This is a genomic window from Streptomyces sp. Je 1-369 (assembly GCF_026810505.1).
GTDB lineage: Bacteria > Actinomycetota > Actinomycetes > Streptomycetales > Streptomycetaceae > Streptomyces.
The window spans coordinates 395515-421698 of record NZ_CP101750.1 but is presented as its reverse complement, the minus strand read 5'-3'; the positions used below and the strand labels follow the sequence as shown (position 1 = coordinate 421698).

The 26184-nt window shown below is 72.1% G+C and carries 18 protein-coding genes; 6 read left to right on the top strand and 12 right to left on the bottom strand.

The genetic code is table 11. The features are described from left to right. The first annotated feature begins 67 nt into the window (after positions 1 to 67). The 3 genes from NOO62_RS01895 (at position 68) to NOO62_RS01885 (ending at position 2743) form a co-directional block, all read left to right on the top strand. The gene (locus NOO62_RS01895) at positions 68 to 1183 is read left to right on the top strand and encodes a winged helix DNA-binding domain-containing protein (RefSeq protein WP_268775435.1); all 1116 of its coding nucleotides are present in this window, start codon (positions 68 to 70) and stop codon (positions 1181 to 1183) included. A gap of 133 nt (positions 1184 to 1316) precedes the next feature. Further along, a complete protein-coding gene (locus tag NOO62_RS01890) occupies positions 1317 to 1895 on the top strand; it encodes a carboxymuconolactone decarboxylase family protein (RefSeq protein WP_268769123.1) in 579 nt (192 codons plus the stop codon). Then, the gene (locus tag NOO62_RS01885) at positions 1892 to 2743 is read left to right on the top strand and encodes an RNA polymerase sigma-70 factor (protein ID WP_268769122.1); all 852 of its coding nucleotides are present in this window, start codon (positions 1892 to 1894) and stop codon (positions 2741 to 2743) included. The genes NOO62_RS01890 and NOO62_RS01885 overlap by 4 nt, the downstream gene beginning before the upstream one ends. A gap of 106 nt (positions 2744 to 2849) precedes the next feature. Here the strand turns inward: NOO62_RS01885 and NOO62_RS01880 are convergent, their stop codons facing one another. After that, a complete protein-coding gene (locus tag NOO62_RS01880; RefSeq protein ID WP_268769121.1) occupies positions 2850 to 4364 on the bottom strand; it encodes an MFS transporter in 1515 nt (504 codons plus the stop codon). 198 nt (positions 4365 to 4562) lie between these two features. On the opposite strand from NOO62_RS01880, the gene NOO62_RS01875 reads away from it, so the two are divergent. Then, on the top strand, positions 4563 to 5513 hold the full coding sequence (locus NOO62_RS01875) for an RNA polymerase sigma-70 factor (RefSeq protein ID WP_268769120.1): 951 nt from the start codon (positions 4563 to 4565) through the stop codon (positions 5511 to 5513). Here NOO62_RS01875 and NOO62_RS01870 read toward each other — a convergent pair. From NOO62_RS01870 to NOO62_RS01820, 11 genes are all read right to left on the bottom strand, one after another. Further along, on the bottom strand, positions 5475 to 6533 hold the full coding sequence (locus NOO62_RS01870; protein WP_268769119.1) for a hypothetical protein: 1059 nt from the start codon (positions 6531 to 6533) through the stop codon (positions 5475 to 5477). The two genes, NOO62_RS01875 and NOO62_RS01870, sit on opposite strands and share 39 nt — an antisense overlap. Positions 6534 to 6615: 82 nt before the next feature. Beyond that, a complete protein-coding gene (locus tag NOO62_RS01865) occupies positions 6616 to 7830 on the bottom strand; it encodes a serine hydrolase domain-containing protein (protein WP_268769118.1) in 1215 nt (404 codons plus the stop codon). Positions 7831 to 7942: 112 nt separating this feature from the next. Beyond that, entirely contained in the window at positions 7943 to 9940 is a 1998-nt protein-coding gene (gene gyrB / locus NOO62_RS01860) for a DNA topoisomerase (ATP-hydrolyzing) subunit B (protein WP_268769117.1), read from the bottom strand. 366 nt (positions 9941 to 10306) lie between these two features. Further along, the gene (locus NOO62_RS01855) at positions 10307 to 12910 is read right to left on the bottom strand and encodes a LuxR C-terminal-related transcriptional regulator (RefSeq protein WP_268775434.1); all 2604 of its coding nucleotides are present in this window, start codon (positions 12908 to 12910) and stop codon (positions 10307 to 10309) included. A gap of 170 nt (positions 12911 to 13080) precedes the next feature. Next, a complete protein-coding gene (locus NOO62_RS01850) occupies positions 13081 to 13977 on the bottom strand; it encodes an alpha/beta hydrolase family protein (RefSeq protein ID WP_268769116.1) in 897 nt (298 codons plus the stop codon). A 176-nt stretch (positions 13978 to 14153) separates the two neighbouring features. Next, positions 14154 to 15752: a sigma-70 family RNA polymerase sigma factor gene (locus NOO62_RS01845; protein WP_414930753.1), complete on the bottom strand. Its 1599-nt coding sequence runs from the start codon at positions 15750 to 15752 to the stop codon at positions 14154 to 14156. Positions 15753 to 15935: 183 nt separating this feature from the next. Beyond that, entirely contained in the window at positions 15936 to 17069 is a 1134-nt protein-coding gene (locus NOO62_RS01840; protein WP_268769115.1) for an LCP family protein, read from the bottom strand. Between the two features lie 52 nt (positions 17070 to 17121). Further along, positions 17122 to 17610 (bottom strand): transglycosylase SLT domain-containing protein, encoded by a 489-nt coding sequence (locus NOO62_RS01835; protein WP_268769114.1) that lies wholly within the window; start codon positions 17608 to 17610, stop codon positions 17122 to 17124. A gap of 371 nt (positions 17611 to 17981) precedes the next feature. Further along, positions 17982 to 18881 carry a glycoside hydrolase family 16 protein gene (locus NOO62_RS01830; RefSeq protein WP_268769113.1) on the bottom strand — a complete coding sequence of 300 codons (900 nt, stop codon included), beginning with the start codon at positions 18879 to 18881 and terminating at the stop codon, positions 17982 to 17984. 172 nt (positions 18882 to 19053) lie between these two features. Continuing rightward, complete coding sequence (locus NOO62_RS01825; protein ID WP_268769112.1) at positions 19054 to 19485, bottom strand: GNAT family N-acetyltransferase; 432 nt, start codon at positions 19483 to 19485, stop codon at positions 19054 to 19056. Positions 19486 to 19570: 85 nt separating this feature from the next. After that, positions 19571 to 20794 (bottom strand): alpha/beta hydrolase family protein, encoded by a 1224-nt coding sequence (locus NOO62_RS01820; RefSeq protein WP_268769111.1) that lies wholly within the window; start codon positions 20792 to 20794, stop codon positions 19571 to 19573. 213 nt (positions 20795 to 21007) lie between these two features. Here NOO62_RS01820 and NOO62_RS01815 point away from each other — a divergent pair, with 213 nt between their 5' ends. Both NOO62_RS01815 and NOO62_RS01810 read left to right on the top strand, forming a co-directional pair. Beyond that, on the top strand, positions 21008 to 22798 hold the full coding sequence (locus tag NOO62_RS01815; RefSeq protein WP_268769110.1) for an immunity 49 family protein: 1791 nt from the start codon (positions 21008 to 21010) through the stop codon (positions 22796 to 22798). Between the two features lie 81 nt (positions 22799 to 22879). Next, on the top strand, positions 22880 to 26158 hold the full coding sequence (locus tag NOO62_RS01810; protein ID WP_268769109.1) for an amidohydrolase family protein: 3279 nt from the start codon (positions 22880 to 22882) through the stop codon (positions 26156 to 26158). Positions 26159 to 26184: the final 26 nt, after the last annotated feature.

The window sequence follows — 26184 nt, the reverse complement described above, 5'->3', positions numbered from 1 at the left end:
ACAGAACCGAGCACCAAGCACCAGCACCAAGCACTGAGCACACAGGAGCAGCCGCATGTCCGCGAACATGACCGTCCTCGACACCCGGACCCTGAACCGCGCCACACTCGCCCGGCAACTGCTCCTCGACCGCGCCGACATGCCGGTCCTCGACGCGGTCGGCCACCTCTGCGGACTCCAGGCGCAGGAGCCGCAGGAACCGTTCGTCGGACTCTGGTCGCGGCTGCGCGCCTTCGAGCCGGGCACACTCTCCGGCCTGCTCGTCGAGCGGCGCGTGGTCCGTACGCATCTCATGCGCCGTACGGTCCACCTCGTCACCGCCGACGACGTCCTGGCCTGGCGTACCCGGCACGACGCGATGCTGCGACAGCGGGTGCTCGGTGTCTACCGCCGCGAGCTCGACGGCGTGGACCTCGACGCACTCGCCGCGGCGGGCCGGGAGACGATGGCCGACGGGGAGCCGCGCACCATGGCCGAACTGACGCGGGCGGTCGCCGACCGCTGGCCGGGCGTGCCGCCGCGGGCGCTGGGGGAGATGCTGATCGCGGGCCTGGTGCCCATGGTGCAGCTGCCACCGCGCGGCCTGTGGCGGACGAAGGGCGGCGTACGCAACCTCCCGCTCGCCGCATGGCTGGGCAGGCAACCGGACCTCGACCCGTCCTCCCCGAACGCCTCCTCCCCGGACGGCTCCGATCCCGTCGGACAAGCCCTCCTGCGCCGCTACCTGGCCGCGTTCGGCCCCGCCGCCACGGCCGATCTGCGCGCCTGGAGCGGCCTCGCCGGGCTCCCCGCCGCGGTCGCCGCCGCCCGCCCGGAACTCGTCTCCTTCCGCGACGAGCGCGGCCGCGAACTGCTCGACCTCCCCGACGCGCCCCGGCCGGACCCCGACACCCCGGCGCCGGTCCGCTTCCTGCCCGCCTTCGACAACGCGATCCTCGGCTACCAGGACCGCGGCCGCATCATCGACGACGCCCATCGCGGACTGTCGGTCGCCGGGGAACGAGTCGTCCTGGTCGACGGGCGGGTCGCGGCGAAGTGGACCGTGGAGGAGGGCACCGTGGTGGCGACACCGCTGCGCCGCTTCTCCCGTACGGAGCGCGCGGACGTCGCGGAGGAAGGGCGGGCGGTGGCGGCGTTCCTGTCGGACAGGACGAGCGAGCGCGTGCGGGTGAACTCGTTCTGACGGGGCCCGGCCCCGTCCTCCCGAGCGGTCACGCGAAAGTTTCGCGCCCCGGTTGTCACACCCGTGGGCGCGCCGGTGTCTTCATGTCGAACGGCCCAACAGGGCCACGTGAGACACATACAAGGAGATCACCGTGACGCTGCGACTTCCGAAGGCGGAGCTTCCCGTCGAGTTGAGGACCGGCATGATCGAGCAGTTCGGTACCGTTCCCGAGAACGTCGAGGTGGTGTGGCACAGTCCGCAGGTCGCCCAGGACAGCCTGGAGTTCGGCGGCAAGGTGGGCGCGTGGGGTGCGGCGGACACGAGTCTGAAGTCGTTCGCGCACATGGCCGTCGCCGCTCAGGTCGGTTGCAGCTGGTGCCTCGACGTCGGCTACTTCCTCGCGCAGAACGAGAAGTTGGACCTCACCAAGGCGAGCCAGGTGCCGCGTTGGCGGGCCTCGGACGTCTTCACGCCGTTGGAGCGGGACGTCATGGAGTATGCAGAGGCCATGACCAGCACACCCATGACCGTCACCGACGAACAGTACGCGAGCCTGCTTGACCGGCTCGGTCCCGCCGCGATGGTGGAGTTGACCACGGTGATCGGCTACGTGAACTTCGCGACCAGGGTCAACGTGGCCAACGGCGTCTCCTCTCAGGGTTTCTCCGACGCCTGCGAGATTCCGCTGGCCCGGCGTCCCGAGACGTCCGCTCCGGCGCCCACGGCATGACCGAGGACCCGTACGTCGTCCACCGCAGCCTCCTGTTCACCGTCGCCTACGAGATGCTCGGGTCGGCGGCGGACGCGGAGGACGTGCTCCAGGAGTCCTGGCTGCGGTGGGCCGCCGTCGACCGCGCGCAGGTGCGCGATCCGCGGGCGTACCTGGTGCGGATCGTCACGCGGCAGTCCCTCAACCGGCTGCGTACGCTGGCACGCAGCCGCGTCGACTACGTCGGCGAGTGGCTGCCGGAACCGCTCCTGACCAGCCCCGACGTCGCCGAGGACGTCGAGCTCGCGGAGAGCGTCTCGATCGCGCTGCTCACGGTGCTCGAGACGCTCGGGCCGACCGAGCGGGCCGTGTTCGTGCTCCGCGAGGTCTTCGAGACGCCGTACGACGACATCGCCGAGGCCGTCGGCAAGTCCGCGGCCGCGGTGCGGCAGATCGCCCGGCGCGCACGCGAGCACGTGGCGGCGCGGCGGCCCCGGATGCAGGTGAGCCGGTCGGAGCAGCAGACGGTCGTGGACCGGTTCCTGGCGGCACTGCGGACCGGGCAGGTACAGGACCTGATGGAGGTCCTGGCGCCGGACGTGGTCCTGATCGCCGACGGCGGCGGAGTGGTGGCGGCCGCCGCGGCACCCGTGCACGGGGCGGAACTGGTGGCGGCGCTGCTCGCCCAGCCGGGCCGGACGGTCTCGACCGTGTGGCTCAACGGCGCGCCCGCCGGCCGCGTCGAGGTCGACGGCAGGCCGGCCGCGGTGAGCCTCGTGGTGGAGGACGGCCGGGTCACCCGCATCCACGCGGTGGCCAACCCGCACAAGCTGACGCGCCTGGACGAGCCGGCGGAGCTGGCGAGGTAGGGCCCGTCGGATCCGCTCGACGGGACCGGAGAGAGGCCCGTCAGCCGAGCGGGTGCCGCCGCCCACGTCCAGGGGACGGACGAGGGCGGCGGCACCGGCGAGAGGGTCAGGGCCGAGCCGGCTCCGGCACCGCACCCGGCTCCGCACCGTCGACCCCTCGGTCGGCAGCCGCGCCCTCCGGCCGCGGGGTGTTCATCAGGACGGCGACGACCAGCGCGCCGCCCAGGATGATCCCCGCGGCCCACGTGCTCGCCGTCTCGAACCCTTCGAGCACCGCCTTCCGCGCGAGCGCCGGATCGTGCCCGCCCCGCGAGACGTGTGACGTCAGGTAGTCCGCCGTCGCGCTCGTCGCGATCGTGTTCAAGAGCGCTGTGCCGATCGAACTGCCCACCTGCTGTGCGGTGTTCACGCTGGCCGAGGCGACTCCCGCGTCACCCGGGTCGACGCCGTGCGTGGCGTAGTTGAAGGCCACCGGCATGATCATGCCCGCCCCGAAGCCGAGCATGAGTCCGGCGACGAGCACACCTTCCGCGTACGAGGTGCCCGTGTCGATCGTGAGGAACCACAGCATGCCGGAGGCCGCGAGGAGCATGCCCGGCACGATCAGCATCCGCGGTGCGACCTTGGGCAGGAGCCGGGTCGCGAGCCCGCCTGCCGAGAGCAGGACTGCCACAGTCATCGGCAGGAACGCCACGCCGGTCCTGATCGGCGAGTACCCCTTGATGCCCTGCAAGTAGTACGTCATGAAGAGGAACGCCCCGAACATGCCGAGGATGGCCAGCCCCGCGCCCAAGTAGGCGCCGCCCCGGGTGCGGTCGGTGACCAGACGCATCGGCAGCAACGGCTGCGGCACCCGGTTCTCGACGACGGCGAACGCGGCGAGCAGCACCGCGCCGGCACTCAGCAGACCGACGACCGTCGCCGAACCCCAGCCGTCGGCCTCGGCCCGACTCGTGCCGTAGACGATCGCGACGAGCCCGCTCGTCACCAGCAGTACGCCGAGGACGTCGAACCGGGCGCGTTCCCGGCGCCGCGACTCGGCCAGCACGCCGTACCCGCCCACCGCCGCGACCAACGCGATCGGGACGCTGATGTACAGGCACCAGCGCCAGTTCAGGTACTCGGTCAGCGCCCCGCCCGCCAGCAGCCCGAGCGCACCGGCCATCGCGGTGATCGCGCCCCAGATCCCGAACGCCTTCGCACGCTCCTTGGGATGCGTGAACGTCACGGTCAGCAGCGACAGTGCCGACGGCCCCAGCAGTGCGGCGAACCCGCCTTGCAGGGCACGGGCGACCAGCAGCATCTCGAAGTTTCCGGCCGCCCCGCCGAGCGCCGACGCGGCGGCGAATCCGAGCAGTCCGATGAGGAACGCCCGCTTGCGCCCCGTGTAGTCGGCGATCCGGCCGCCGAGCAGCAGCAGACTGCCGAACGCCAGGGTGTACCCGGTGATGACCCACTGCCGGTCACCGTCCGAGATCCCCAGGTCCTGCTGGAGCGACGGCAGCGCGATGTTCACGACCGTGCCGTCCAGAACAATCATGAGCTGGGCCAACCCTATGAAGAACAGCGCGGCCCACCGGCGCGGATCAGCCGCGGGATCCTGCGGCTTCGTGGTTGCCATGACTTCGTCCTCACTCGTGGTGGTGCGCGCCGCGCGGATCGTCCGCGCGGCGTCCTGACGCCCACAAGACGCCGCCACCCCCGACGCCATGACAGAACGCGTGTGTGACGTGGGTCATCGCCGGGGGATGTCACAGAACGGCGGGCACCGGTGTCTTGTGCGGGTAAGGCAGTCGAGAGGCACAGGAGGGAGCCGACCATGAGTGAGCACGGTGCGGAGAGCGGCACGAGGGGAACGGGGGGCACGGGTGGCGGGCGCCCGCGGCATCTCGACCCGGCCACCGAGGCGTTCGTCGCCCACCGGAACCTGCTGTTCACCGTGGCCTACGAAATGCTCGGCTCGGCCGCCGACGCCGAGGACGTACTGCAGGAGAGCTGGCTGCGCTGGGCGGGCGTCGATCTCGACGCGGTGCGCGACCGGCGCGCCTATCTGGTCCGGATCGTCACCCGGCAGGCACTCGACCGGCTGCGCACGCTCGGCCGCCGCAGGGAGTCCTACATCGGGCCCTGGCTTCCCGAACCCCTGCTCACCGCGCCCGACGTGGCCGAGGACGTCGAGCTGGCCGACAGCGTGTCGATGGCGATGCTGCTGGTGATGGAGACGCTCACCCCGACCGAGCGTGCCGTGTTCCTGCTGCGCGAGGTGTTCCAGTTGGAGTACGAGGAGATCGCCGAAGCCGTCGACAAGAGCCTGGCCGCGGTCCGTCAGACCGCCCACCGGGCGCGGGCGCACGTCGCCGCGCGCCGGTCGCGCGGTCTCGTGTCGCAGGCGGACGGCCGGGCCGCGCTCCGCGCCTTCCAGCGGGCGATCGACTCCGGCGATCTGCAAGGGCTGGTCGACATACTCGCACCGGACGTCGTCTACCTGGGTGACGGCGGCGGCGCCCAACGGGCCACGCTGCACCCGGTGGTGGGCTCCGACAAGGTCGCTCGGCTGCTGGCCACCGGGCTCGTCAGGTTCCACACCGGCATCACCGCCGAACCGGTCCAGGTCAACGGCTGGCCCGGATTCCTGCTGCGGCGCGACGGCGGGATCGACGGTGTCGTGGCGCTCCGTACCGAGGACGGCCTCATCACCGGGCTGTACTCCGTACGCAATCCGGCGAAGCTGTCACGCGTCGAGCGGGAGACCGCGCTCAGCCGGACGTGAGCACCGGCCTGCCACGTCCTCGCGGAGCCGGGCGAACGCCGCGCACACCACCGGCATGATGACCGGAGGCAGCAGGAGCAGGGCCACGACCGTGGGCAGAACCTTGACGAGCACCCCCGTGATCCACACGTTGTCGTCGCTGAGCCACAGCATGCCGAGTCCGGCGCAGTGGACGAGGGGCGCGGCCGCGTACTGGGCCAGCCGGACGAAGAGGACCGCGGCCGCGGTGACCGCCGCTCCCACGCCGAGGGTGCGCAGGCGCGCGCGGCGGGTCAGTACCCAGGAGCGGCACAGCGCCGCGAACGGGGAGCGGTGCGCCAGCACCGTCTCGGCCGTGGCCAACGCCAGCCGGGAGTACAGCAGTGGGCCGAGGCACCCCACGGCGATCGGCAGCACCCACCCCACCAGCGTGTACTGCGGGGTCGCGGTCTCGCCGATGGGCGTGGGCTCCACACCGGGAACCCCGCCGCTCTCGACGTACGCCCACAGCATCAGTGCCGCCCACACCGCCGCGCCCACCGCGAGCCCGGTCAGCGCGTTGACGGCGAGCGCGGCGGGCAGACGCCGACGGGCGCGGCGCCACACCTCGTGGGCGGAAAGCGGTCCGTCGTCGTGCGCGGTCTGCGCGGCGCCGACGGCGTAGGCGGCGTGCAGGACCGTGAGGACGAGGAGGGCGAGCACCAGCAACGCGGGAATCATGACGAAAGCGACCTTCGCCAACTCGGGCATGGCGTCCTCGGCGTAGGCCACGTAGGAGTCCTCGTTGGCGATGTTGCGGTCCGCGTACGCTCTGACCCCCGCGAAGGTGTCCCACGCCGCCGCGAACCCGCCGGCCAGGACGGTGCAGCCGAGCACGGCGGTCAGGGCGGAGACGCGGAGAGTGAAGCTGTACACGCCGCGCGGCTGATGTCTGACGGCGCCGAGCGTCTCACCGAGGTTCCCGCGAGCCGTCTGCTCGGCGGGGCGGCCGTCGATGTCGGCGGCCGCCGGGTCGGTCGGCTGGTTTCCGTCGTGCGCCATGCTGGGATCAGACCTCCGCGCGGTTCCGTGGTGACTGCATCCAAGACGCCGCGCGGGGCGTGCGGGGTTCCAGGGACCCGCGTTATCGGTGGCGGCCCGCTCCCTTCCGGGACCCGCAGAACTCGGCCTCGATCACCGCGTCGCTGTCGCCGGTCCAGTCGGCGTTGAAGTTGAAGGAGAGCGCGTGGCGACCGTCCGTGGTCGCCACCGACTCGGTGGTGGAGCCGAGGATGCCGCCGTGGTGGCCCCAGACCTCCTGACCGCAGCTCAGTTTGCGTACGGCGATGCCGAGTCCGTAGCGAGCGGCCTCCGGATGCTCCGCACTCATGGGGACGGTCGTCGTCATCTCGGCGAGTTGCCGCTCGGGCAGCAGCCTTCCGCCCAGCAGGGCCGCGTGGAAGCGGTTCAGGTCCGCCGAGTCGGAGATCATGCCGCCGCTGGTCCAGGCGGCGGACGGGTTGAACTCCGTGACGTCGTACGACGGTCCCGTGCTGTCGTCGGAGAGCTTCGAGTACGCGCGGCTGCTGGGCCGCGGCATGCCCGCGCCGGTACGCGGGATCGTGGTCCCGCGCAGTCCGAGCGGCTCGATGATGCGCGTGCGGACCTCGTCGGCGTACGCGTGCCCGGTGACCTTTTCCAGGATCATTCCGGCGACGATGTAGTTCGTGTCGGAGTAGTGCCAGGTCTTGCCCGGCGTGGCGGAGGTCGGCTCGTGCCGCATGGCGACCGCCACCAGCTGCTCCGGGCGCCACGTGTCGTAGCGGTGCTCGAAGAAGCCGTCGCGCAGGCGGAAGGAGGCCGCGAAGTCGTCGTCCGCGTAGTAGTCGTAGATGCCGCTGGTGTGGTTGAGGAGCTGGCGGACGGTGATGTGTTTCCCGTCGTGGCCGTTGCCCCGCACGAGGCCGGGAAGCCAGTCGTCCACGGTGTCGTCCAGGTCGAGCTTTCCCTCTCCGGCGAGTTGCAGGAGGACCGTCGCCACGAAGGTCTTGGTGACGCTGCCGATGCGGTAGTGGTCCCGCGGGCCGCGCGGTCTCCCGGTCGTGAGGTCGCCGACGCCCGAGGTGCCGTTCCAGGTGCCGTACGCGTCCTTCGCCTGGCCCGTCACTCCGGGGACGCCGTCCTCGACGGCGGCGTCCATGGCCCGCTGGGTCGGCGCGTGCCGGCCGCCGGCCGCGCCGTGCGGATGCGGAGGCGCGGGGGCCGGGGCCGCCACGGCGGGTGCCACGAGAGCCCCCGCCGTCACCGCCGCCACGGCAGCCAACGCGGCCATTCCTGCCAGAGAGGTCCGTGCTGACATGCGCTGTCCCTTCGGTCGACGGGTTCGTCGAGGGTGGGGGACCGGGCGACATGTGACGGGGTTGCTCGTCGTAGGGGAGTTGAGCGATTTTCGGCCATACGCGGTGCCGGGGTCAGATGTCGAGGAAACGGACGTCCTTGGCGTTGCGCTGGATGAAGTGGCGGCGTGCGTCGACGTCCTCGCCCATCAGGACGGAGAAGAGGTCGTCGGCGACGGCCGCGTCATCGAGGGTGACCCGGCCGAGTACCCGGTGGTCGGGGTCCATGGTGGTGACGCGGAGCTCCTCGGCGTTCATCTCGCCGAGCCCCTTGAAGCGCTGGATGGAGTCGTCCCTGACCCGGCGCCCGGCTTGCCGTCCCTGCTCGATGAGCATGTCGCGTTCGCGGTCGGAGTAGGCGTACTCGACGTGGTCCCGGCTCCATTTGACCTTGTACAGCGGCGGGCGGGAGAGGTATACGTGCCCCTCTTCGATCAGCGGGCGCATGAAGCGGAAGAGGAAGGTCAGCAGCAGGGTGTTGATGTGCTGGCCGTCGACGTCGGCGTCCGCCATCAGAATGATCTTGTGATACCGGAGCCCGGCGATGTCGAAGTCCTCGTGTACGCCCGTGCCGAACGCGGAGATGATCGCCTGGATCTCCTGGTTGTGCAGGATCTTGTCGATGCGCGACTTCTCCACATTGAGGATCTTGCCGCGGATCGGGAGGATGGCTTGATACCGCGGGTTGCGGCCGGATTTGGCCGAGCCCCCGGCGGAGTCGCCCTCGACGATGAAGATCTCCGACAGCGCCGGATCCTTCGACTGGCAGTCGGACAGTTTGCCCGGCAGCGCCGCCGTCTCGAGCAGCCCCTTGCGGCGGGTCAGGTCGCGCGCTCTGCGGGCCGCGACCCGGGCCGTCGCCGCCTGGACCGCCTTGCGCACGATGTCCGCGGAGTCGTTCGGGTTCCGGTCGAACCAGTCGGTCAGATGCTCGTGGACGACCTTCTGTACGAAGGTGCGCGCCTCGGAGTTGCCCAGCTTGGTCTTGGTCTGGCCCTCGAACTGCGGCTCGCCGAGCTTGACCGAGATGATCGCGGTGAGGCCCTCGCGGATGTCCTCGCCGGAGAGGTTCGCGTCCTTCTCCCGCAGCAGCTTCCTCTCCCGCGCGTAGCGGTTGGCCACGGTGGTCAGGGCCGTGCGGAAGCCTTCCTCGTGGGTGCCGCCCTCGTGGGTGTGGATGGCGTTGGCGTACGAGTACACGCTGTCGGTGTACTGGCCGTTCCACTGCAGGGCGACCTCGACCGAGAGGAGCCGCTCCGGATCCTCGGCGGCGAGGGTGATGACGGACGGATGGACCGGCTCGCCCTTGCGGGCGTTGAGGTGGGCGACGAAGTCGGTGATGCCGCCGTCGTAGCGGTACGAGACCGTCCTCGCGGCCGGGGTCGCGTCGGCTTCGTCGGGCGCGGCGGTCGCCCGAGCGGCGCGCCGTTCGTCGCTGAGGGTCAGGGTGAGTCCTCGGTTGAGGAAGGCCGTCTCCTGAAAGCGCCTGGCCAGCGTCTCGAAGGAGTACGCGGTGGTCTCGAAGATGTCGCCGTCCGCCCAGAACGTCAGCGAGGTGCCGGTCCGCGAGGTGGCCTCGTGGCGGGCGAGCGGGGCGACGGGCACACCGTCCCTGTAGTCCTGCGTCCACCGGTGACCGTCGGTCCATACCTCCGCCGACAGCCGGGTCGACAGCGCGTTGACCACGGACAGGCCCACGCCGTGCAGACCGCCGGAGACCGCGTACCCGCCGCCCCCGAACTTCCCGCCCGCGTGCAGCACGGTCAGCACCACCTCGACGGCGGGCCGCTTCTGCACCGGATGCATCCCCACGGGGATGCCGCGGCCGTTGTCGACGACCCGCACGCCGCCGTCGGCCAGGATCGTCACGTCGATGCGGTCGGCCACCCCCGCGAGGGCCTCGTCCACGGAGTTGTCCACGAGCTCCTGCACCAGGTGGTGCAGCCCCCGCTCTCCCGTGGAGCCGATGTACATCCCGGGCCGCTTGCGCACGGCGTCCAGGCCGTCCAGGACGGTGATCGCGTGGGCGTCGTACGAGCCGGTGGCGAGGCGAGTGTCGTCGTAAATGGTCACGAATGCTCTCTTTCGGGCATGGCAGCGCAAATAGGACCCCGGGGCTCGTGAGCCTCGGGATCGTCGACTGCTGGGACGCTGTCCAGAATACCGAGAGTGAGGTTCGCCGAAGGGGTGTGAGTACCCCTGAGTGGCCCTGTAAGGCTCAAACCCCCCGGGAGCCCATCCCCCCTGCGTCAAGTCCCTCAAAACGCCCCAGAGGTGCGCCTGCGGGGTTTCCTGGCACCTTGCTGCGACGTGAAACAAGCACTGTTTCGGGCGGTAGGGAGGCTCTCGCCCCGCCCGCCCGGCAAGGGCATGAACGGCGCGCAGGCCACAGCCGCCATCACCGCACGTCCGCCGTTGTCGCGGGCGCACAGCTCGGCCTCATCCGACGGGGACGACGCCGCCTTCTCCGGCGAGCAGCCGCGACAGCTCGACGCGGGACCGTACGCCCAGCGCGGCGAACACGTTGCGCAGGTGATGGTCGACCGTGCGGTGGCTCACCGAGAGGCGCACCGCGACCTCCCGGTTGGTGGCGCCCTCCGCGACATGGCGGGCGATGCGCTGCTGCTGCGGGGTCAGCGTGGCCAGCGGCCCCGGGCTCGGCTCTCCCGCGACCGCCTCGCCCGCGGCACGCAGTTCGGCACGGCTGCGGTCCGCCCAGGCGCGGGCCCCGCACCGCTCGAAGGAGACCAGCGCGTCGCGCAGCGGCCCGCGCGCCTCGCGGGTACGGCGACGGCGTCGCAGCCACTGCCCGTACAGGAGTTGCGTACGGCCGCGTTCGAACTCGCCCGGCAGGCGGTCGTGGTGTGCGACCGCGCTTTCATAGGCTGCCGCTGCCAGCTGGGCAGGTGCCAACAGGGCGCGGCAGCGGGCGAGTTGAGCCGTTGTGAGCCCGTCCGCGGTCGTCTCGGACCAGTGGGTGAACTCCGCGGTGGCGCGCCGGGCCTCCGCGACGCGCCCCACCTGGACGGCCGCCTCCACGAAGCAGGGGACGGCCAGCATGCGCACGGCGAAGTGACCGCGTCGCGGCCCGGGAGCGACCAGCGGGCCGAGCCGCGCCGCCGCGTCGGCGGGACGTCCCGCGGCGAGTTCCGTACGGGCGACGGCCCAGACGGCGAGGGTGGCGGCCTGCGTGAGACCGTGCGGCCCTGCGCCCGCCGCCGTGGCCGCCGCGTGCGAGGCGCAGGCTTCGGCGTCCCCTTCCACGGACGCGGCGAGCGCGAGGACGGCGTGCAGCGACACGGCGACGTTGGGCTGCCCGATCCGGTGCGCGGTCCTGAGTCCTTCGAGGGCGTGTGCGCGGGCGCTGGTGTGGCGTCCCGCGCGCAGCTCGCCGTAGGCCAGGTGCTCCAGCGCGCGTGGCAACAGAACCTCGGGTCCGTAGGCGCGCACGACCGCGAGCGCCCGTACCCCGGCCTCGCAGGCGGTCTCAACCTCCCCGACCACAAGAGCGGCGGCCCCGGCCCGCAACAACCCCCCGGGCAAGCCTGCCCCGTAGGCCTCTCGTGTCCGAGTGGCAGCACCAAGGGCGCCCGCCCCCCGCAGCACGCCCAAGCAGCGGCGCAGCAGAGCGTGTCCTTCTGCCGTGCGGCCCGCTAGGACCGCGCACATTCCTGTGCGGTACGCCTCCAGCGTCGGGTCGTCGTCGCAGACCGGTAAGCGCGTCATCGCCTCCCGGTACGCGGCCGCGTCGCCCATCGCCCACGCCGCCTCCGCCGCACCGATGAGCGCGCGGCGGGCCCGTGCGGGCGGTAGCAGCGCCGCCGCGGTGAGCAGGGACTCCCTGGCGTCGTCGGCCGGGCCGTCGGCGAGGGCGAGCAGTCCGCGTACCCGGTGGACGCCACCGTGCGCGGGGACGGCGCCTGCTCGCGCCAGCAGCGCGCGGGCCCGTACGGGATCCCCGGCGAGGCGGGCCGCTTCCGCCGCCTCGGCGAGCAGGTCCGTACGCGACTCCGTGTCGGCGGTGAGCGCCGCGGCGCGGGCCAGGGCCGTGGAGCGCTCGGCGTGCGGTCGGTGCGCGGCGGCCGCGGCGGCGAGAGACGCGGCGAGCCGCGCGTTGTGGTCGTCCGCCGCGCAGGCGAGCTGGATCAGGCGCGGGAGACGGTCGCGACCGGCACGGGCGAGGCGGAGGTGGGCGGCTCTGCGACGGGCCAGCGGGGCACGCCGGAGCACCGCCCGGCGCAGCAAGGGGTCGGTGAAGTGGAGCCGTCCGCCCGCCTTGACCACGATCGCGGCCGCTTCGGCGGGAGGGAGCCCCCCGGGGTCGCCGCCTGCCCGCAGCACCAGGGCGAGGTCCGCGCCCGCGCCGTCGGGCTCGTGCTCCGCGGCCGCCGCGGCGAGCAGCAGCAGGTCGCGTGCGGGGCCGGGCAGCTCGTCGACGCGGAGTGCGTGGTCGCCGAGGAGGTCCTCGCCGCCCGGCAGGGGGTCGGGCAGCGGCGTGCGGCCGGTCAGCTGGCCGGGGGTGAGGGCCGCGACGAGCGCGGTGAGCAGTCGCGGGTTCCCGGCGGCCTCGCGGACCAGCCAGGCACCGACCACCGGGTCGCCGGTGCCCCGGGTGAGCCGGTCGAGCAGCGCGGCGGCCGCGCCGTCGTCGAGCGGCCCCAGCCGCAGCGTCGCAAGTCCCGCGAACTCGTCCGCTCCGACGCGGTGTTCCGCGAGCGTCAGCAGTACGGCCACGGGGGGCGAGGTGGACGCCCCGCGGAGGTCCCTGGCGAGAGCGGCACGGGACGCGGGATCCCAGCGGTGCACGTCGTCGACACAGACCAGCCGCGGCCCTCCGGCCTCGTTCGTGAGCCGAGTCGGCACGGTCGGCCGCACCGATGGGACAGGGCCACAGATCGCCCGCGCGTACTCCACCAGCGCGGTACGCCCGAAACCGGGCTGCGCGGTCAGCACGAGCACACCACCGTGGCCCGCCCGTACGCGTCCCACCAGGGACTCCACGGCGGCGATCTCCTCGCGGCGGCCGAACGGTTCGGGCGACATCTGTAGGGTCACGCCCGCACGTTACTGTCGCGTAATACCGCCCGGAAGCCCCACGTCCGCGGCTCTGGGCACGTCACCAGCGGCGTCCGCGCCACGGTGTGCACGGGCACAAGGGCGGCCGCCGCCCGGCACCGGACGACGGCCGTCATGACGCTGGGGGAGGGGCAGGATCAGGAGGTGTGCGGGCAGTTGCCGCGGTACTCCTCGATCGTGAGGCTCGGCTTCGGCAGCGGACAGAGGAACTGCTCGTAGCGTGTGTCGCTGTCGATGAACCGCTTCAGCCAGGAAATGCTGTACTTCGCGATCGTCGTGTTGGACGTGTTCGGCGTGAGGTGACTCGCGTTGTTGAGCTCCAGGTACGCTTTGTCCAGGGAGCCCGGCAGCGACTGGTAGAACGGCTCGGAGTGGCTGGAGACCGGGGCCACGGTGTCCCCGTCCGCGCCCACGACCAGCGTCGGCGTCCGCAGCTCGGGCCAGGTCGTGTCGAGGTTCCAGCCGGTCAGCGGGATCGCCGCCTTGAGCGACGTACGGCTCTTGGCCGCCTCCAGCGTGCCACCGCCGCCCATCGAGTGGCCCATCACGCCGAGCCGGGACGCGTCGACCCGGTTGCGCACCGAGCTCGACTTGGTCAAGTAGTCGAGCGCGGCGAGGAGTTGGCGTCCCCGGCTGGCGGGCTGGTCGAGGGTGGTGAGGGTGTCGATGGTGAAGACCACGAAGCCCTGCGAGGCGAGCCGCGGCCCGAGCCACGCGATGCTCGACTGGTAGGCGGTGAACCCCGGCGAGATGACCACCGCGCCGAACGTGCCGTCGGAGGTCGAGGACGGGTAGTAGACGGTGCCGCCGCCGAACCCGGACACCCCGAGCGAGGAGACGGTGGTCTGCGAGACGGCGTAGGAGCCGCGCGGCGCCTCGATGCTGGAGACGGTCGGGTCGGGGCCGCGCTCGTAGGGGTTGTCCGCGGCGGCCTGGGCCCCCGGCGCGAGGCCGGTGCCGAAGAGTGCGGCGGTGGCGGCCGCGGCGGCCAGACAGGCCCGCACCACGGGGCGGGAGAAGACGTGCAGCTGCACGGGGGGTCCTCTCGGTCGTGGCGGGAACCACCCGGGGCAGCATGCGGGGCGGCATGCGGAGAGAGGAAAGCGCCCTGGTGGGGACCGCCGTTTCGTTGGCGGTCCCCACCGTGGCGCTGATGACGGTGTACAGACATCGGCGAAATCACCGGTGCCGTCACATCGGCGACATCACCTCAGAGCGCCGTGCCGAAGGCCTGCGTCCACCACGGGCCGCCCGAGCCGTTGTGGATGCCCACGCCCAGTTCCTTGAAGTCGCAGTTCAGGATGTTGGCCTTGTGGCCCGGGCTCTTCATCCAGGAGTCCATCACCGACGCCGGGCTCTGCTGGCCGCGGGCGATGTTCTCGCCGTACGTGCTCCAGCGGTAGCCGGCCGCGGTGATGCGGTCTCCGGGGTCCGTGCCGTCGGGGCTCGTGTGGTCGAAGTAGTCGCGGGCCGCCATGTCGGCGGAGTGCTTCGTGGCCGCCGTCGCGAGCTTGGCGTTGGAGCGGACGGGGCCGCAGCCCGCCTTCGAACGCTCCGTGTTCACCAGCGCGACGACCTGCTCGGCGGTGCCGCTCGGCCGCTGTGGCGCGGGCTTCGGATCGGGCGCCTCGGGCTTGGGCTTCGGCCTCGGCTCGGCCGAGGTGCGGGTCGGCGAGGGCTTCGCCTTCTTCTTCGTCTTGCTCGGCTTCGGCTTCGGCTTGGCGCTGGGGGACGCGGAGCGCTTGGGGGAGGCGGAGGGGGAAGCGCTCTTCGACGCCGAGGGGGTGGTGGGTGAGGCGGGTGCGGCGGCGGTGGACGGCGTGCTCTCGTCCGCGTCCGGGCTCGTGAGGAGGTGTACCGCGGCGCCACCGATGCCGAGAGCCACGACCGCGGCGGCCACTCCCGTCGTACGACGGCGCCGCCTGGCGCGGTCACGGCGGGCCCGCGCCCGCGCGGAGACCGGAGCGGACGAACCGTCGCCGGACGCCGCGGACGCCGAGCCGACCTCGATCAGATCGGGCGGCACGACCGGACCCGCGAGCGCGTAGCCCACCGGCACGAGCCCCAGACCCACCAGGAGCCCCTCGGCGGGCACCAGGTTCGACCAGTGGCCCTCGCAGACCGCGCAGTCGCGGGCGTGACGGGCCAGCCGCTTGCGCCACAGCGCCGACGGGACCCCGTCCCAGCCCGCGGTGATCTGCCGGAGGCCCCCGCACGGAGGGTTGGCGGACAGTGCACGTACGACCACGCGTGCCGTCTCCAGCTGGGCCTTCATGCGCTGTACCCGTACCGCCGCGTGCTGCGGGGACAGCTCCAGCGCCTCGGCGACCTCCGGCCGCGTGAGCTCGCCCGCGGACTCCAGCCACCACAGCGACAGCAGCGCCCGGTCGTCCTCGTCCAGCCAGCGCGTGGCCTCCGCGGTCTCCCTGCGCTGCCCTGAGAGTCCGAGCCGCGTGATGGTCAGATCGACGAAGTCCGCGCCCGGGTCCACCACGTCGTACGCGTCGGCGAGACCGCCGCCGGTGGGTATCGCGCCGGAGGCGCGCTCGCGCCAGTGCCCGCGTATCTGGTTCATGGTGATGGCGACGAGCCAGCTGCGGAACGTCTCCGGGCCGCGCAGGCCGTCCAGGCCACCGAGGACACGGAGCATGGTCTCCTGCACCACGTCGTCCACGTCCGCATGGCCGTTCAGGGCCCGTCCGACGATGTTGTAGACCAGCGGCAGGTACTCCGCCACCAGCGCGTCCTGCGCCTGCTGGTTCCCGTCCTGCGCTGCCCTGATCATCGCGATGTGGCGTTCGCTGCTCACGCTGTGTCCACTCTCTTTGTGGGGGGCCTGTCTCCTCCGACACAGGGGAGACGCCCTGCGCCCGCCTCGATAACAGAAAACGCGCACAGAATGTGCACGGATTCTGTCGAAGCCGGTCCGCTGACCGTATCGAGTCCGTATCGAGTGGAGTACGACGCTCTACGTGAGGTGGAGGTCGAAGGTTCAGGAACCCGCCGAGACCGGCGAGTCCGTCCTGTCGCCCACCGACTGCTCGGTCGCGGACTTCGGTATGGGCTCGTCCTGGCGCAGCGCGTTCCAGACCCGGTGCGACGCCTTGTCGAGCGGCAGGACCCGGCCCGCGTCCTGTGCGTCGTAGGTGACGGGCATCGTCACCATGTTGGTGTCGTCGGGGCTGATGCCCTTCAGCTCCTTGGCCAGACCGAGCAGCTTGTCGGCCGACGCCAGGTCGGAGTCGGCGCTGACCGTCTTGGTCGCGGTGTCCGCGAGGTCGTAGGACTTGGCGGGGCTGCTCAGCGGGTCGACGGTGTTGGCGCGGTGGATCAGCGCCTTGATGAAGGCCTGCTGGAGCTGGATGCGTCCCAGGTCGCTGCCGTCACCCACCCCGTGCCTGGTGCGGACGAGCGCCAGGGCGTCCTCGCCCTTCAGGGTGTGCTTGCCCGCGGTCAGCGAGAGACCGCTGTTGGGGTCCTTGATGGCCTTGTGGGTGGTGATGTCCACGCCGCCGAGCTCGTCGATGAGCTTCTGGAACCCCTTGAAGTCGACTTCGAGGTAGTGGTCCATGCGCAGGCCCGACATCTGCTCGACCGTCTTCACGGTGCAGGCGGGCCCTCCCACCTGGTACGACGAGTTGAACATGGCCTGCTGGGCGCCCGCGCCGCCGCCGTGGGACGTCGTGCACTGGGGTCGCTTCACCATCGTGTCGCGCGGGATGCTGACGACCGAGGCCTTCTGGTGGGTCTTGTCGACGTGCAGGACCATCGCCGTGTCGGCACGGGCCCCGCTCACGCCGGTGCCGTACCGGCCGTGGGTTCCCGCCCGTGAGTCGGATCCGAGCAGGAGGATGTTCATGGATCCGTCCCGCTGCTGTGCGGGCCTGTCGTGGCCGAGAGCGGCGTCCACGTCCGTGCCCTGGATGTTGCCGTTGAGGTGCTGCCAGGCGTAGGCGACGCCTCCGCCACCGGCGAGCACCAGGCCCAGGGCGCCCCACGCGACGTACCGCAGGGCCTTCTTCCGGGGCTTGCGCCGCGAGCCGCGGACCCGGGCGGGCCCGTAGGCGGGCACCGTGGGGCCGTCCGCCGGGTGTGCCGGGTGCTCGTGCTGGCTCTCGTGCGGCATGCGCTGCCTCTCTTCGCGAATCAGGTGTCCGGGAAACTCAGGGGTCCGGGACTCAGTACGCGGAGTCGACCTTGTCGATGGAGCCGTACTTGTCGGCGGCGTAGTTGGCGGCCGCGGTGATGTTGGCGACCGGGTCGGTCAGGTTATGGGGGGTGCCGTCGACGTGGTAGGCGTCGAAGGTCGGCTGGATGACCTGCAGCAGGCCCTTGGACGGGGTGCCGTTCTGGGCGTTCACGTCCCAGCCGTTCTGCGCGTTCGGGTCACCGGCGGACTCACGCATGATGTTGCGGTGCAGACCCTCGTAGGAGCCGGGGATGCCCTTGGACTTCATGATGTCGAGGGACTCGCGGATCCAGCCGTCGAGGTTCTCGGGGTACTTCTTGTCGCCCGCGGCGGCGTGCGGCGCGGCAGCGGCGGCCTGCGCGGGCTCCGCGGCGTGGGCGGGGGAGGGGACGAGGGTCAGGGCGGCGGCGGCCGCTCCCGCGGCGGCGATGCCGGCGACGGAGAACTTGCGGGTGCGGGCGGTGCGGGGCTGGGACATGCGGGTGCAACTCCTGGATGGGGACGAGATGGGCGCCGGACCGAGCAGGCGACTGCCTGATGTGCGATCCCGGGCGTCCCGAAGACTCAACCAGGGTTAGCGGCGCCCGAGATCGGACGCAATGATGTGACGTACTACCGCGGTACGAAGAAGCCCTGGTGAGACCCTGCCCCGCGCGGCCCGAGGCCCCTGACGGAGGCCTCGGGCGGCTACTACCGTCCTTAGCATGTGACGTGGCCCCTATGAGGGGCTTCACAGCCGCGGACCCCTCGAAGTGGCCTGGGTCACCGGTTTTCCGGACTCCGGTCGGGGCCCGGCCGGGCCCCGTAAGGGTGCCGTTGTCAGACCCCGAAGCGTGCCCGCGGCGGGCCTCAGATGCCGGTCGGAGCCACGTTGCCGCCGGTTACGCGGACGTAGTCGACGACCAGCTGCTTGGGGAAGGTCGTGCTGCCGTCGGGGTCGCCGGGCCAGTAGCCGCCGACCGCCAGGTTCAGGATGAGGAAGAAGGGCTTGTCGAAGACCCACCGGTTGCCGTGGAGGTCGGCCGGGGTGCGGGTCTGGTAGACGTGGCCGTCCACGGACCAGGTGACCTTGTTCGGCGACCAGTCCACCGCGAACGTGTGGAACTTGTCCGCGAACGCCTCCCCGCCGGGCAGCGTGTACCCCGCGCCGATCCCGCCCGACCCCGAGTAGCCGGGGCCGTGCAGCGTGCCGTGGACGGTGGACGGCTCGAAGCCGACGTTCTCCATCACGTCGATCTCGCCGCTGTTCGGCCAGCCCACGTTGCCGATGTCGGCGCCGAGCATCCAGAACGCGGGCCACATGCCCTGGCCGCGCGGCACCTTCATACGGGCCTCGACGTGGCCGTACGTGCTCGTGAACTTTCCTGAGGTGTTGAGCCTGGCCGAGGTGTACTCACAACGGCCGTACCAGCACTGGTAGTTGCCGGGGTTCTCCTTGCGGGCGGTGATGACCAGGTTGCCTTGGCCGTCGAGGGCCGCGTTCTTGTTGCCCGACGTGTAGTACTGCCGCTCGTGGTTGTTGACGTTGTCGCCGGTCTCGATCTGCCACTTGCCGCCGTCGACCCCGGCGCCCGCGGGGCCGTTGAAGTCGTCGCTGAAGGTGGCGGCCCTCGGTGCGGCGGAGCGGGTCGAGGCCGAGGGCGCGTTCTCCGCCGAGGCGGTGGGGAGTACGCCGAGGCTCGCGGCGCCGCAGACAAGGGCCAGCGCGCCGAGCTTGGTACGGCGGCTGAGGGAGGTGGGCACTGTCATCACATCGCTTCGCGTGGGGGGCGGGGGTGCGTGCATGGGGCATGTGCATGACAAACAAGTATCGAGAAGTGAACGCGGCGCACGATCCGTCGCGTTCACTTCGTTCAGTACTTGATTTAAGGCAGACTCCGGGGCCGCGTCAAGGAGTTGGTGCGGACCAACCTCGCCTGCGTCAGCGCGTGGGCATCGAGCGGTACATGCCGATCGAGTCGTGCGTCGCGGTGTCCGCGAAGCCGAACTTCTCGTAGAGGAAGCGTGCGGGGCCGTCGGCGATCAGCGAGACGTAGGCGGTCGCGGGAGCGCGCCGCTCCAGTTCCTCGGTGAGCGCGGTCATGATGCGCCTGCCGAGGCCCCGCCCCTGGTGGGCGGGGTGTACGCAGATGTCGACGAGCTGGAACGCGGTGCCGCCGTCGCCGATGATCCGGCCCATGCCGATCGCCTCGCCCTCGTGGTGCAGCACCACGCCGTGCCAGGTGTTCGGCAGGGCGAGCGCGACGGCTTCGGGGGCCCTGTCGGAGAGGCCGGCGCCGGTGCGCAGGCGGCGGAAGGTTTCGACGGACGGCACTTCCGCGCGCAGCTCGTAAGGGTCAGGTATCTCGTTCATGTGTTACATGCTAGCCGTGTGCCGCCGGGGCCTCGCCCGGCCCGGCGGCTCACGATGCGCGGCCTGCACCCCTTGGGGCGGCCCGTCAGCGCCGCTGGAAGGTCACCTCGGGATTCCCCGACGTCGGCCCATCGAGCAGCGGCTGAGGGGTGCCGCGCAGCTGCTGCTCGTAGAACGCGCCGATATAGGCCCGCGTGATCTGCTCGGAGCGCTCACCCGACAGCGGCACCTCGGGGTCGTCCACACCCGCCTGCCCCGCGAGGACGGGCACGTCGGTGAACGTGAAGTGCCCCGAGCCCTCGACGGTGAGCCACCGCTTCCAGCCGTCGAGCCCCTCCCAGGTCTCGTCCCAGTTCTTGCCGTCCTCGACGCCCGGCGTGTGCGTGGTCTCGGTGCCGAGCATCAGGAACGGGCGGCCATCGAGGCCGGTGGGGCCGGTGTGGAAGTGACCGTCCATGTTCATGCCGGCCCGCACGCGCCGGTCGGACGTCATGGCGGCGAGCGCGGCGGACCCGCCGATGGAGTGCCCGCCCGCGCCGATCCGCTTCCCGTCGATCACGCGGGCGTGCCGCCAGGCGTTCTTGCCGCCGGTCAGCCGGTCGATGACGTACGAGATGTCCTTGGCCCGCCCCTTCGTGGCGAGCTCGCCGCCGCCCGGCTCGTCGACGGGCGCGCAGGCCTGGCAGGTGAGGACGCGCCCGCCGGGGAACGCCGTGCCCGCCGACTCGTAGGCGTGGTCGACGGTCGCCACGACGAAGCCCCGGCTCGCCAGGTCCTCCGCGAGGTGCGTCAGCGTGGAGCGGGGGGCGGTGAACCCGGGGGAGAGCACGATCAGCGGGAACCTGCCCGGCGCGGGACGCACCCCGGTGCGCGCGAAGGTGCGGGTGGCGGCGTACGCGGCGGGGGGCAGCAGCTCCTCCTTCTTCCACCACTCCAGCAGGAGCCGCGCCTCCTTCTCCGACGTGTACGCGGTGGGGTGCCCGCCTCCGTGCCGCCCGGGGTAGTACACGGACGTCATGAGCTCACGCGCGCCCGCCGACGGCACCCACGGGTCGGGACGGCTCCTGTCGACGAGGTGCAGGGTGTCGCGTCCGACCGCGTACGGGCCGGTGGGGCGCGGCAGCCGGAGTGCGGCTGTCGACTTGTCGTTCGACTCGCTGCCCGACGGGGCGGCGCCCGCCGAGGCGTGGCCGGAGCCGTCCGGCGTCGCGGCGAAGGCGGTCGCGCCGCCCGCGAGGGGAACGGCGAGAGAGAGGGCGAGGGCGGTGGCAAGGGCGCGTCTGCGCGCGGTCCTCCGTGATGCTGTCATGCCAAAGGACGCTAGTGCGGGGGAAGTTGCCGCTGCGTCGACCCCTGGTACCGCGCGCTGCCAGACTCTGGGGGTACGCGCGCGGGAGACGTCAGCTCCAGGGCGTACGTCACCACCCCGCCGCCTCCGTTGTTCACCTCGCCGACCTCCCTCCGTTCACGTCCCCAACCCCCCTTTGTGACGTGCCGGGCCCTCCCTTCGTAGAGTCACCGGGTGAACGAACACCACGCACCAGATCCCCACCTGCCGATGCTGACCTTCCCGCAGGCCGAACGCCTGCGGAGCCTGACAGCCGATCACCTCCTCACCCGCCACGGGATACGCCCGCGGATCGAGGGCGACGCCGTGCTGTGGGGCGACGGACGCCGCAGCCCGCTGCCGAACCTGGCGCACCAGTGCCGTGCCACGGCCGAGGAGCACTGGCCCCGCCTGGTAGAACAGCACTTCACGACGCTGGAGAACGGCTCACGGGGCAGGGAGAGCGCGCAGGAACTGCTCGAAGCAACCGTGCTGCGGCTCCTGCCCGACGACGCCTTCCCCGGCGAGATGGCGAACAGCTTCCGCTACACGCGCCCGGTCGCCGAAGGCCTGCTCCTGGCGCTCGCCCTGGACACCCCCGCCTCCGTGCGCATCCTCACCGACCAGGACGTGGCACGCGCCGGACTGGACCAGCTCTGGGTGGCGGCCCGCAACAACCTGATCCGCGAACTCGTCGAGCACGACGAGGTGACAGGACCGCAGGGCGCGCGGCTGTGGACCGTCTACGGAGACTCCCACTTCGTGGCGAGCAAAGCACTCGTGCTCCCCGAACTGGCCCGCGCGACCACCGGCAGCGAACTGCCGGAGGCCGGCGCGCTCGTCGTCCTGCCCAGCCGCAACCTGCTGGCGTTCCACCCCATCGAGGACGGCACGGTGGTGGACGCGGTGAACGACCTGAGCGCGTACGCACTTGGTGCCCACGAGGACGGGCCGGGCGCACTCTCGCCGCGACTGTACTGGTGGCACGAGGGACAGATGACCTCCCTCACCGTCATCGATCACGAGACCCGCTCCTTCTCCGTGGTGCCGCCGCCCGAACTGATGGAGCTGATGAAGAAGTTGCACGCGGAGAGCGCGCCCGCTCCCGCGGAACAGCAGACCGCTTCTCCCGCGGTTCCCGGCGGTGAACCGGTCGGAGCGGAAGCCGACGCCGCCGACCTCGACCCCGCCGCCGCGGCCGAGGGCATCGCCCGACTCGCGCAGAGCCAGGCAGGCGTCGCCCACACCTTCGCCGCGACGAAGCGGCTGAGCGACGTCCGCTTCGCCGCCGACCCCGACGGCGCCCGCCTGGAGACCTGGGAGGCGTGGGTGTGGGCGATGCAGACCGGCTCGGCCCTGTTCCGCACGACCGCCTCCACCGGAGGCACGGTCGAGTGCCGCATCGCCGACCGCACCCTGCACCTGCCCGCCACCGGACCCGTACCGGGCGCGGACGCCCGCGCCTGGCTCGACGCCTTCTACCTGGCAGCCGTCTGCAGGGAACAGGACAGGCTGACCCTCCTCTGCAACGTGCCGCTGGACGACCTGCGCCGGGCGGCCCCCGTCGACGAGTACGTCTTCCACTGGATCGAGACACTGCGGGCGTTCTGGCTCAGGCAGCCCATGGACGACGTCGTCCAGCACCTCATCGCCACCATGGAGACCTCCCACCCCCACATCGCGACCCGCACCGCCGGTGACTTCCTCAACCTGATCGACTACCAGCCGGCCGCCCTCATGCACCGCCTGATCGCGGGCGACCGTGCCGCCTTCGCCGAGGCCCTCACCGAAGCGCTCGCCCACCACGAGCGGTACTGGAAGGACCGGGCAGGGGTCGGGGCCACCGCGCTGTACAGCCGCATCGCCCTCGGCCCGCTCGCGCTGGCATGCCTGGCGTACGACTCGGACTTCCCCGTCGACGACACGTCGCCGTACCTGCCGAAGCACCTCCTCAAGCGCGACTGGCTCGGCGAGTTCGACACGTAGGCGACAGCGAGCCGACGCATCGGCGTGTTGGCGTCGATGGGTGGTGTACACGACGGTGCCGATGCGCGAGTGTTCTGTGTCATGGACCGTGACCGGCACAACACCGTGTTGCCTCTCTCCCGACGTCAACTGTTCCTCGTCACGGGCGCGTCCGGGGCCGTCGCCGCCCTCGGCACCGCGACCCCGGCGCCGGCCAGGCCGCGCACCGCGGTCCCCCTCTCGTTCACCCGCGTGACGAACGGCGCGGCGACGCTCGCACCGGCCGCCGACCGGCTGATCGTCGAGGCGCAGGCCACCCTGTGGTCCCTGCCCCGCACCGGCGGCGACGCGGTGCCGCTGACACCGGCGGGCCTGGAACCGAACCGTCCCGTGTACGCGCCGGACGGGACGTCGGTCGCGTTCTGCGCGTACCAGGACGGCGGCTTCCACATCTGGACGATGCGCGCCGACGGGTCGGGCCTGCGGCAGCGCACCGAGGGGCCCTGGGACGACCGGGGCCCCGCCTGGTCGCCCGACGGCTCGCGCATCGCCTTCGCGTCGGAGCGGGGCGGCGATCCGGTGCGCGGCGGCTCGTACCGCATCCACGTCCTGGACCTCGCGAGCGGCGACATCGTCCGCGTGACCGGCCGCCCCGGCCAGGACGGCCCCTGGCAGGACGGGCCGTGGGAGGACTTCGACCCCACGTGGTCACCGGACGGCGGACGGCTCCTCTTCGTCCGCGGCAGACCCGTCGCGACGCAGACGGGCAGCACGCTCGAGGCCCGCACCATCGCGTCCGTCCCCGCGAGCGGGGCGGGCCAGGTCACGGTCACCCACACCGAGACCGCGACGGCCCAGGTCATGACGCCCGCCCTGTCCCCGGACGGAGAACGCCTCGCCTACCTGCGGACCACGGCCGCGCCGCACGGGTCCTGCACGCTGGTCGTCGACGGCAGGCCCGTAGCCCTCGCCGGTGTCGGCGATCTGGCGCCCGTGCCGCCGCGCTGGACGGAGGAGGGGAGGCTGCTGCTCACGGTGGACGGCCGCTTCACGCTCGTACGTCCCGAGAGCCCCCGCGGCTCCGAGAAGTCTGGTCGGCGTCTGTCTGCGGGCGACCCCGAAGTGATCCCCTTCGAGGCCACCCTGCCGGTGGAACGCCCGCACTACCGGGTCAAGGAGTACGACCTGGGCCTCGGGCGAGCCCGCCCCACGCGCGGCATCCACCTGCCCGCGCTCTCGCCGGACGGCCGCCGGATCGCCTTCGCCGCGCTCAACTCGCTCTGGCTTGCGCACACGTCGGGCGGTAAACCACCCCGGCGCCTGCACCGCGCCCCGGCCACCGGCTACCTGCTCGGCCCGACCTGGGCGCCGGACGGCAAGTCCCTGGTCTACGCCGACGACCGCGACGGACTGCTCGGCGCCTACCGCCACGACCTCGCCACCGGAACCGAGACCGCACTGGCGCCCGGAGGCCGGGTCCACCCCGTCCTCTCGCCCGACGGCGAACGCCTCGCCTGCCTCGACCTGACCGGCCGCCTCGTCGTACGCGACCTCGCCTCCGGCGCCGAACGCACACTGGTCACGCCGCTCGGCGGAGGAGGCCTCCCGGGGCGGCCCAGCTGGTCGCCCGACGGCCGGTACGTCGCGCTCTGCGACCGCAACCGCATCAACCACCGCTTCCGCGAGGGCTACAACCTGATCCGCGTCGTCGACGCGAGCACCGGCGCGGACCGTCTGCACGCGGTGGCCCCGCACGCCTCGCTCTCCGACCGGTACGACTCGGGACCCGTCTGGTCACCGGACGGCCGCTGGCTCGCCGTGATCGTGGAATCGGCACTGTGCCTGCTGCCCGTGCGGCCCGACGGCACACCGCGCGGCGCACTACGGGTCCTCACCGACGAACCGGCCGACCACCCGTCGTGGGCGGGGGACTCCAAGTCACTCCTCTACCTGTCGAGCGGCAAACTGCGACTCATCGACATCGGCGCCGGTATCGGTGTCGGCGCGAACGGCGAGCGCCCGCGCACGGTGAGGGTACCCATGGACCAGCGCAGGCCCACGCCCGCAGACGTCGTCGTGCACGCGGGCCGCCTGTGGGACGGCACCGGGGACGAGGTGCGGGACGACGTCGACATCGTGGTCCGCGCAGGCCGCATCGCCTCCGTACGCCCCCACCGCCCCGCAGGCCCCGCCCGCCCCGCGGACCGCCGCGTCGACGCCTCGCGCCACACGGTCGTCCCCGGCCTGTGGGACACGCACACGCACCCCTGGCAGACGACCTACGGCGGACGTCAGACAGCGGGCCAGCTGACGTACGGCATCACCACGGCCGTCTCACTCGGCGGCTTCGCCTACGAACAGGCCCGCATCCGCGAGGCGGTGTACGCGGGCGAACTGGCGGGCCCCCGTCTGCTCACGTCCGGCGAACTGCTGGACGGCGCCCGCGTCGCGTACAGCATGGGACGCGCCCACCGCAGCCGCGCGGCGCTGCGGCGCTCGCTGCGACGCGGGGCGGCACTCGACTGGGACTTCGTCAAAACCTATGTGCGGGCGCCGGGGTGGGTGATGGAGGAGGCGGCGCACTTCGCGCACGAGAGGCTCGGAGTGCGCACGGGCGGCCACCTCCTCTCGCCCGGCATCCAACTCGGCCAGGACCTGACGTCCCATCTGCAGGCCACGCAGCGCGCGGAGTTCGGGCACGCCATCACGGCGACGGGCCGCGCGTGGGACGACGTCATCGAGATCTACAGCGCGCGGGGCGCGGCCTTCTCCCTCATCGCCACACCGTTCACCTCGGGGCCCCTGCTCGGCGCGGACCCGGCGCTCGCGGACGACCCACGCGTGACCGCGGTGATGCCGCCGTGGGACGCGGCGGCGGTGCGGGCGGGGGCGGGCGTACCGCCGAGCGAGGCCCAGCTGGCCACGCTTCGCAGGGAGACCGACATCTACCGCCGCATTCTGTCCGCGGGAGGCGAGGTGGCCCTCGGCACGGACCAGCCCATCGTCCCGGTGGGCCTCGCCCTCCACCTGGGCCTGCGCGCCCTCCACCTGGGCGGCCTGACCCCGGCGGAGGCACTGCGCACCGCGACCGTACGACCGGCCAGGGTGTTCGGCCTCGACCGTGAACTGGGCACGGTCGAAGAGGACAAACTAGCCGACCTGACCGTGGTGGACGGCGACCCGTTCACGGATTTCGACACGATGGTGCGGACGGTGTCGGTGCTCCGGGGCGGCACCCTCTACAGGACCGCGGACCTGACCGCGGCGTTCGAGCGGCGGCGGGACGAGGGGCTGGACGAGGGGCTGGACAAGGGGGAGGCGTACTGGTTGGAGGTGGGTCACGCGATGCGGAAGGACGGGTGCTGCACGCCGACGGGCTGAGCGCAGCCCCCCCCCCCCGAAGTCCC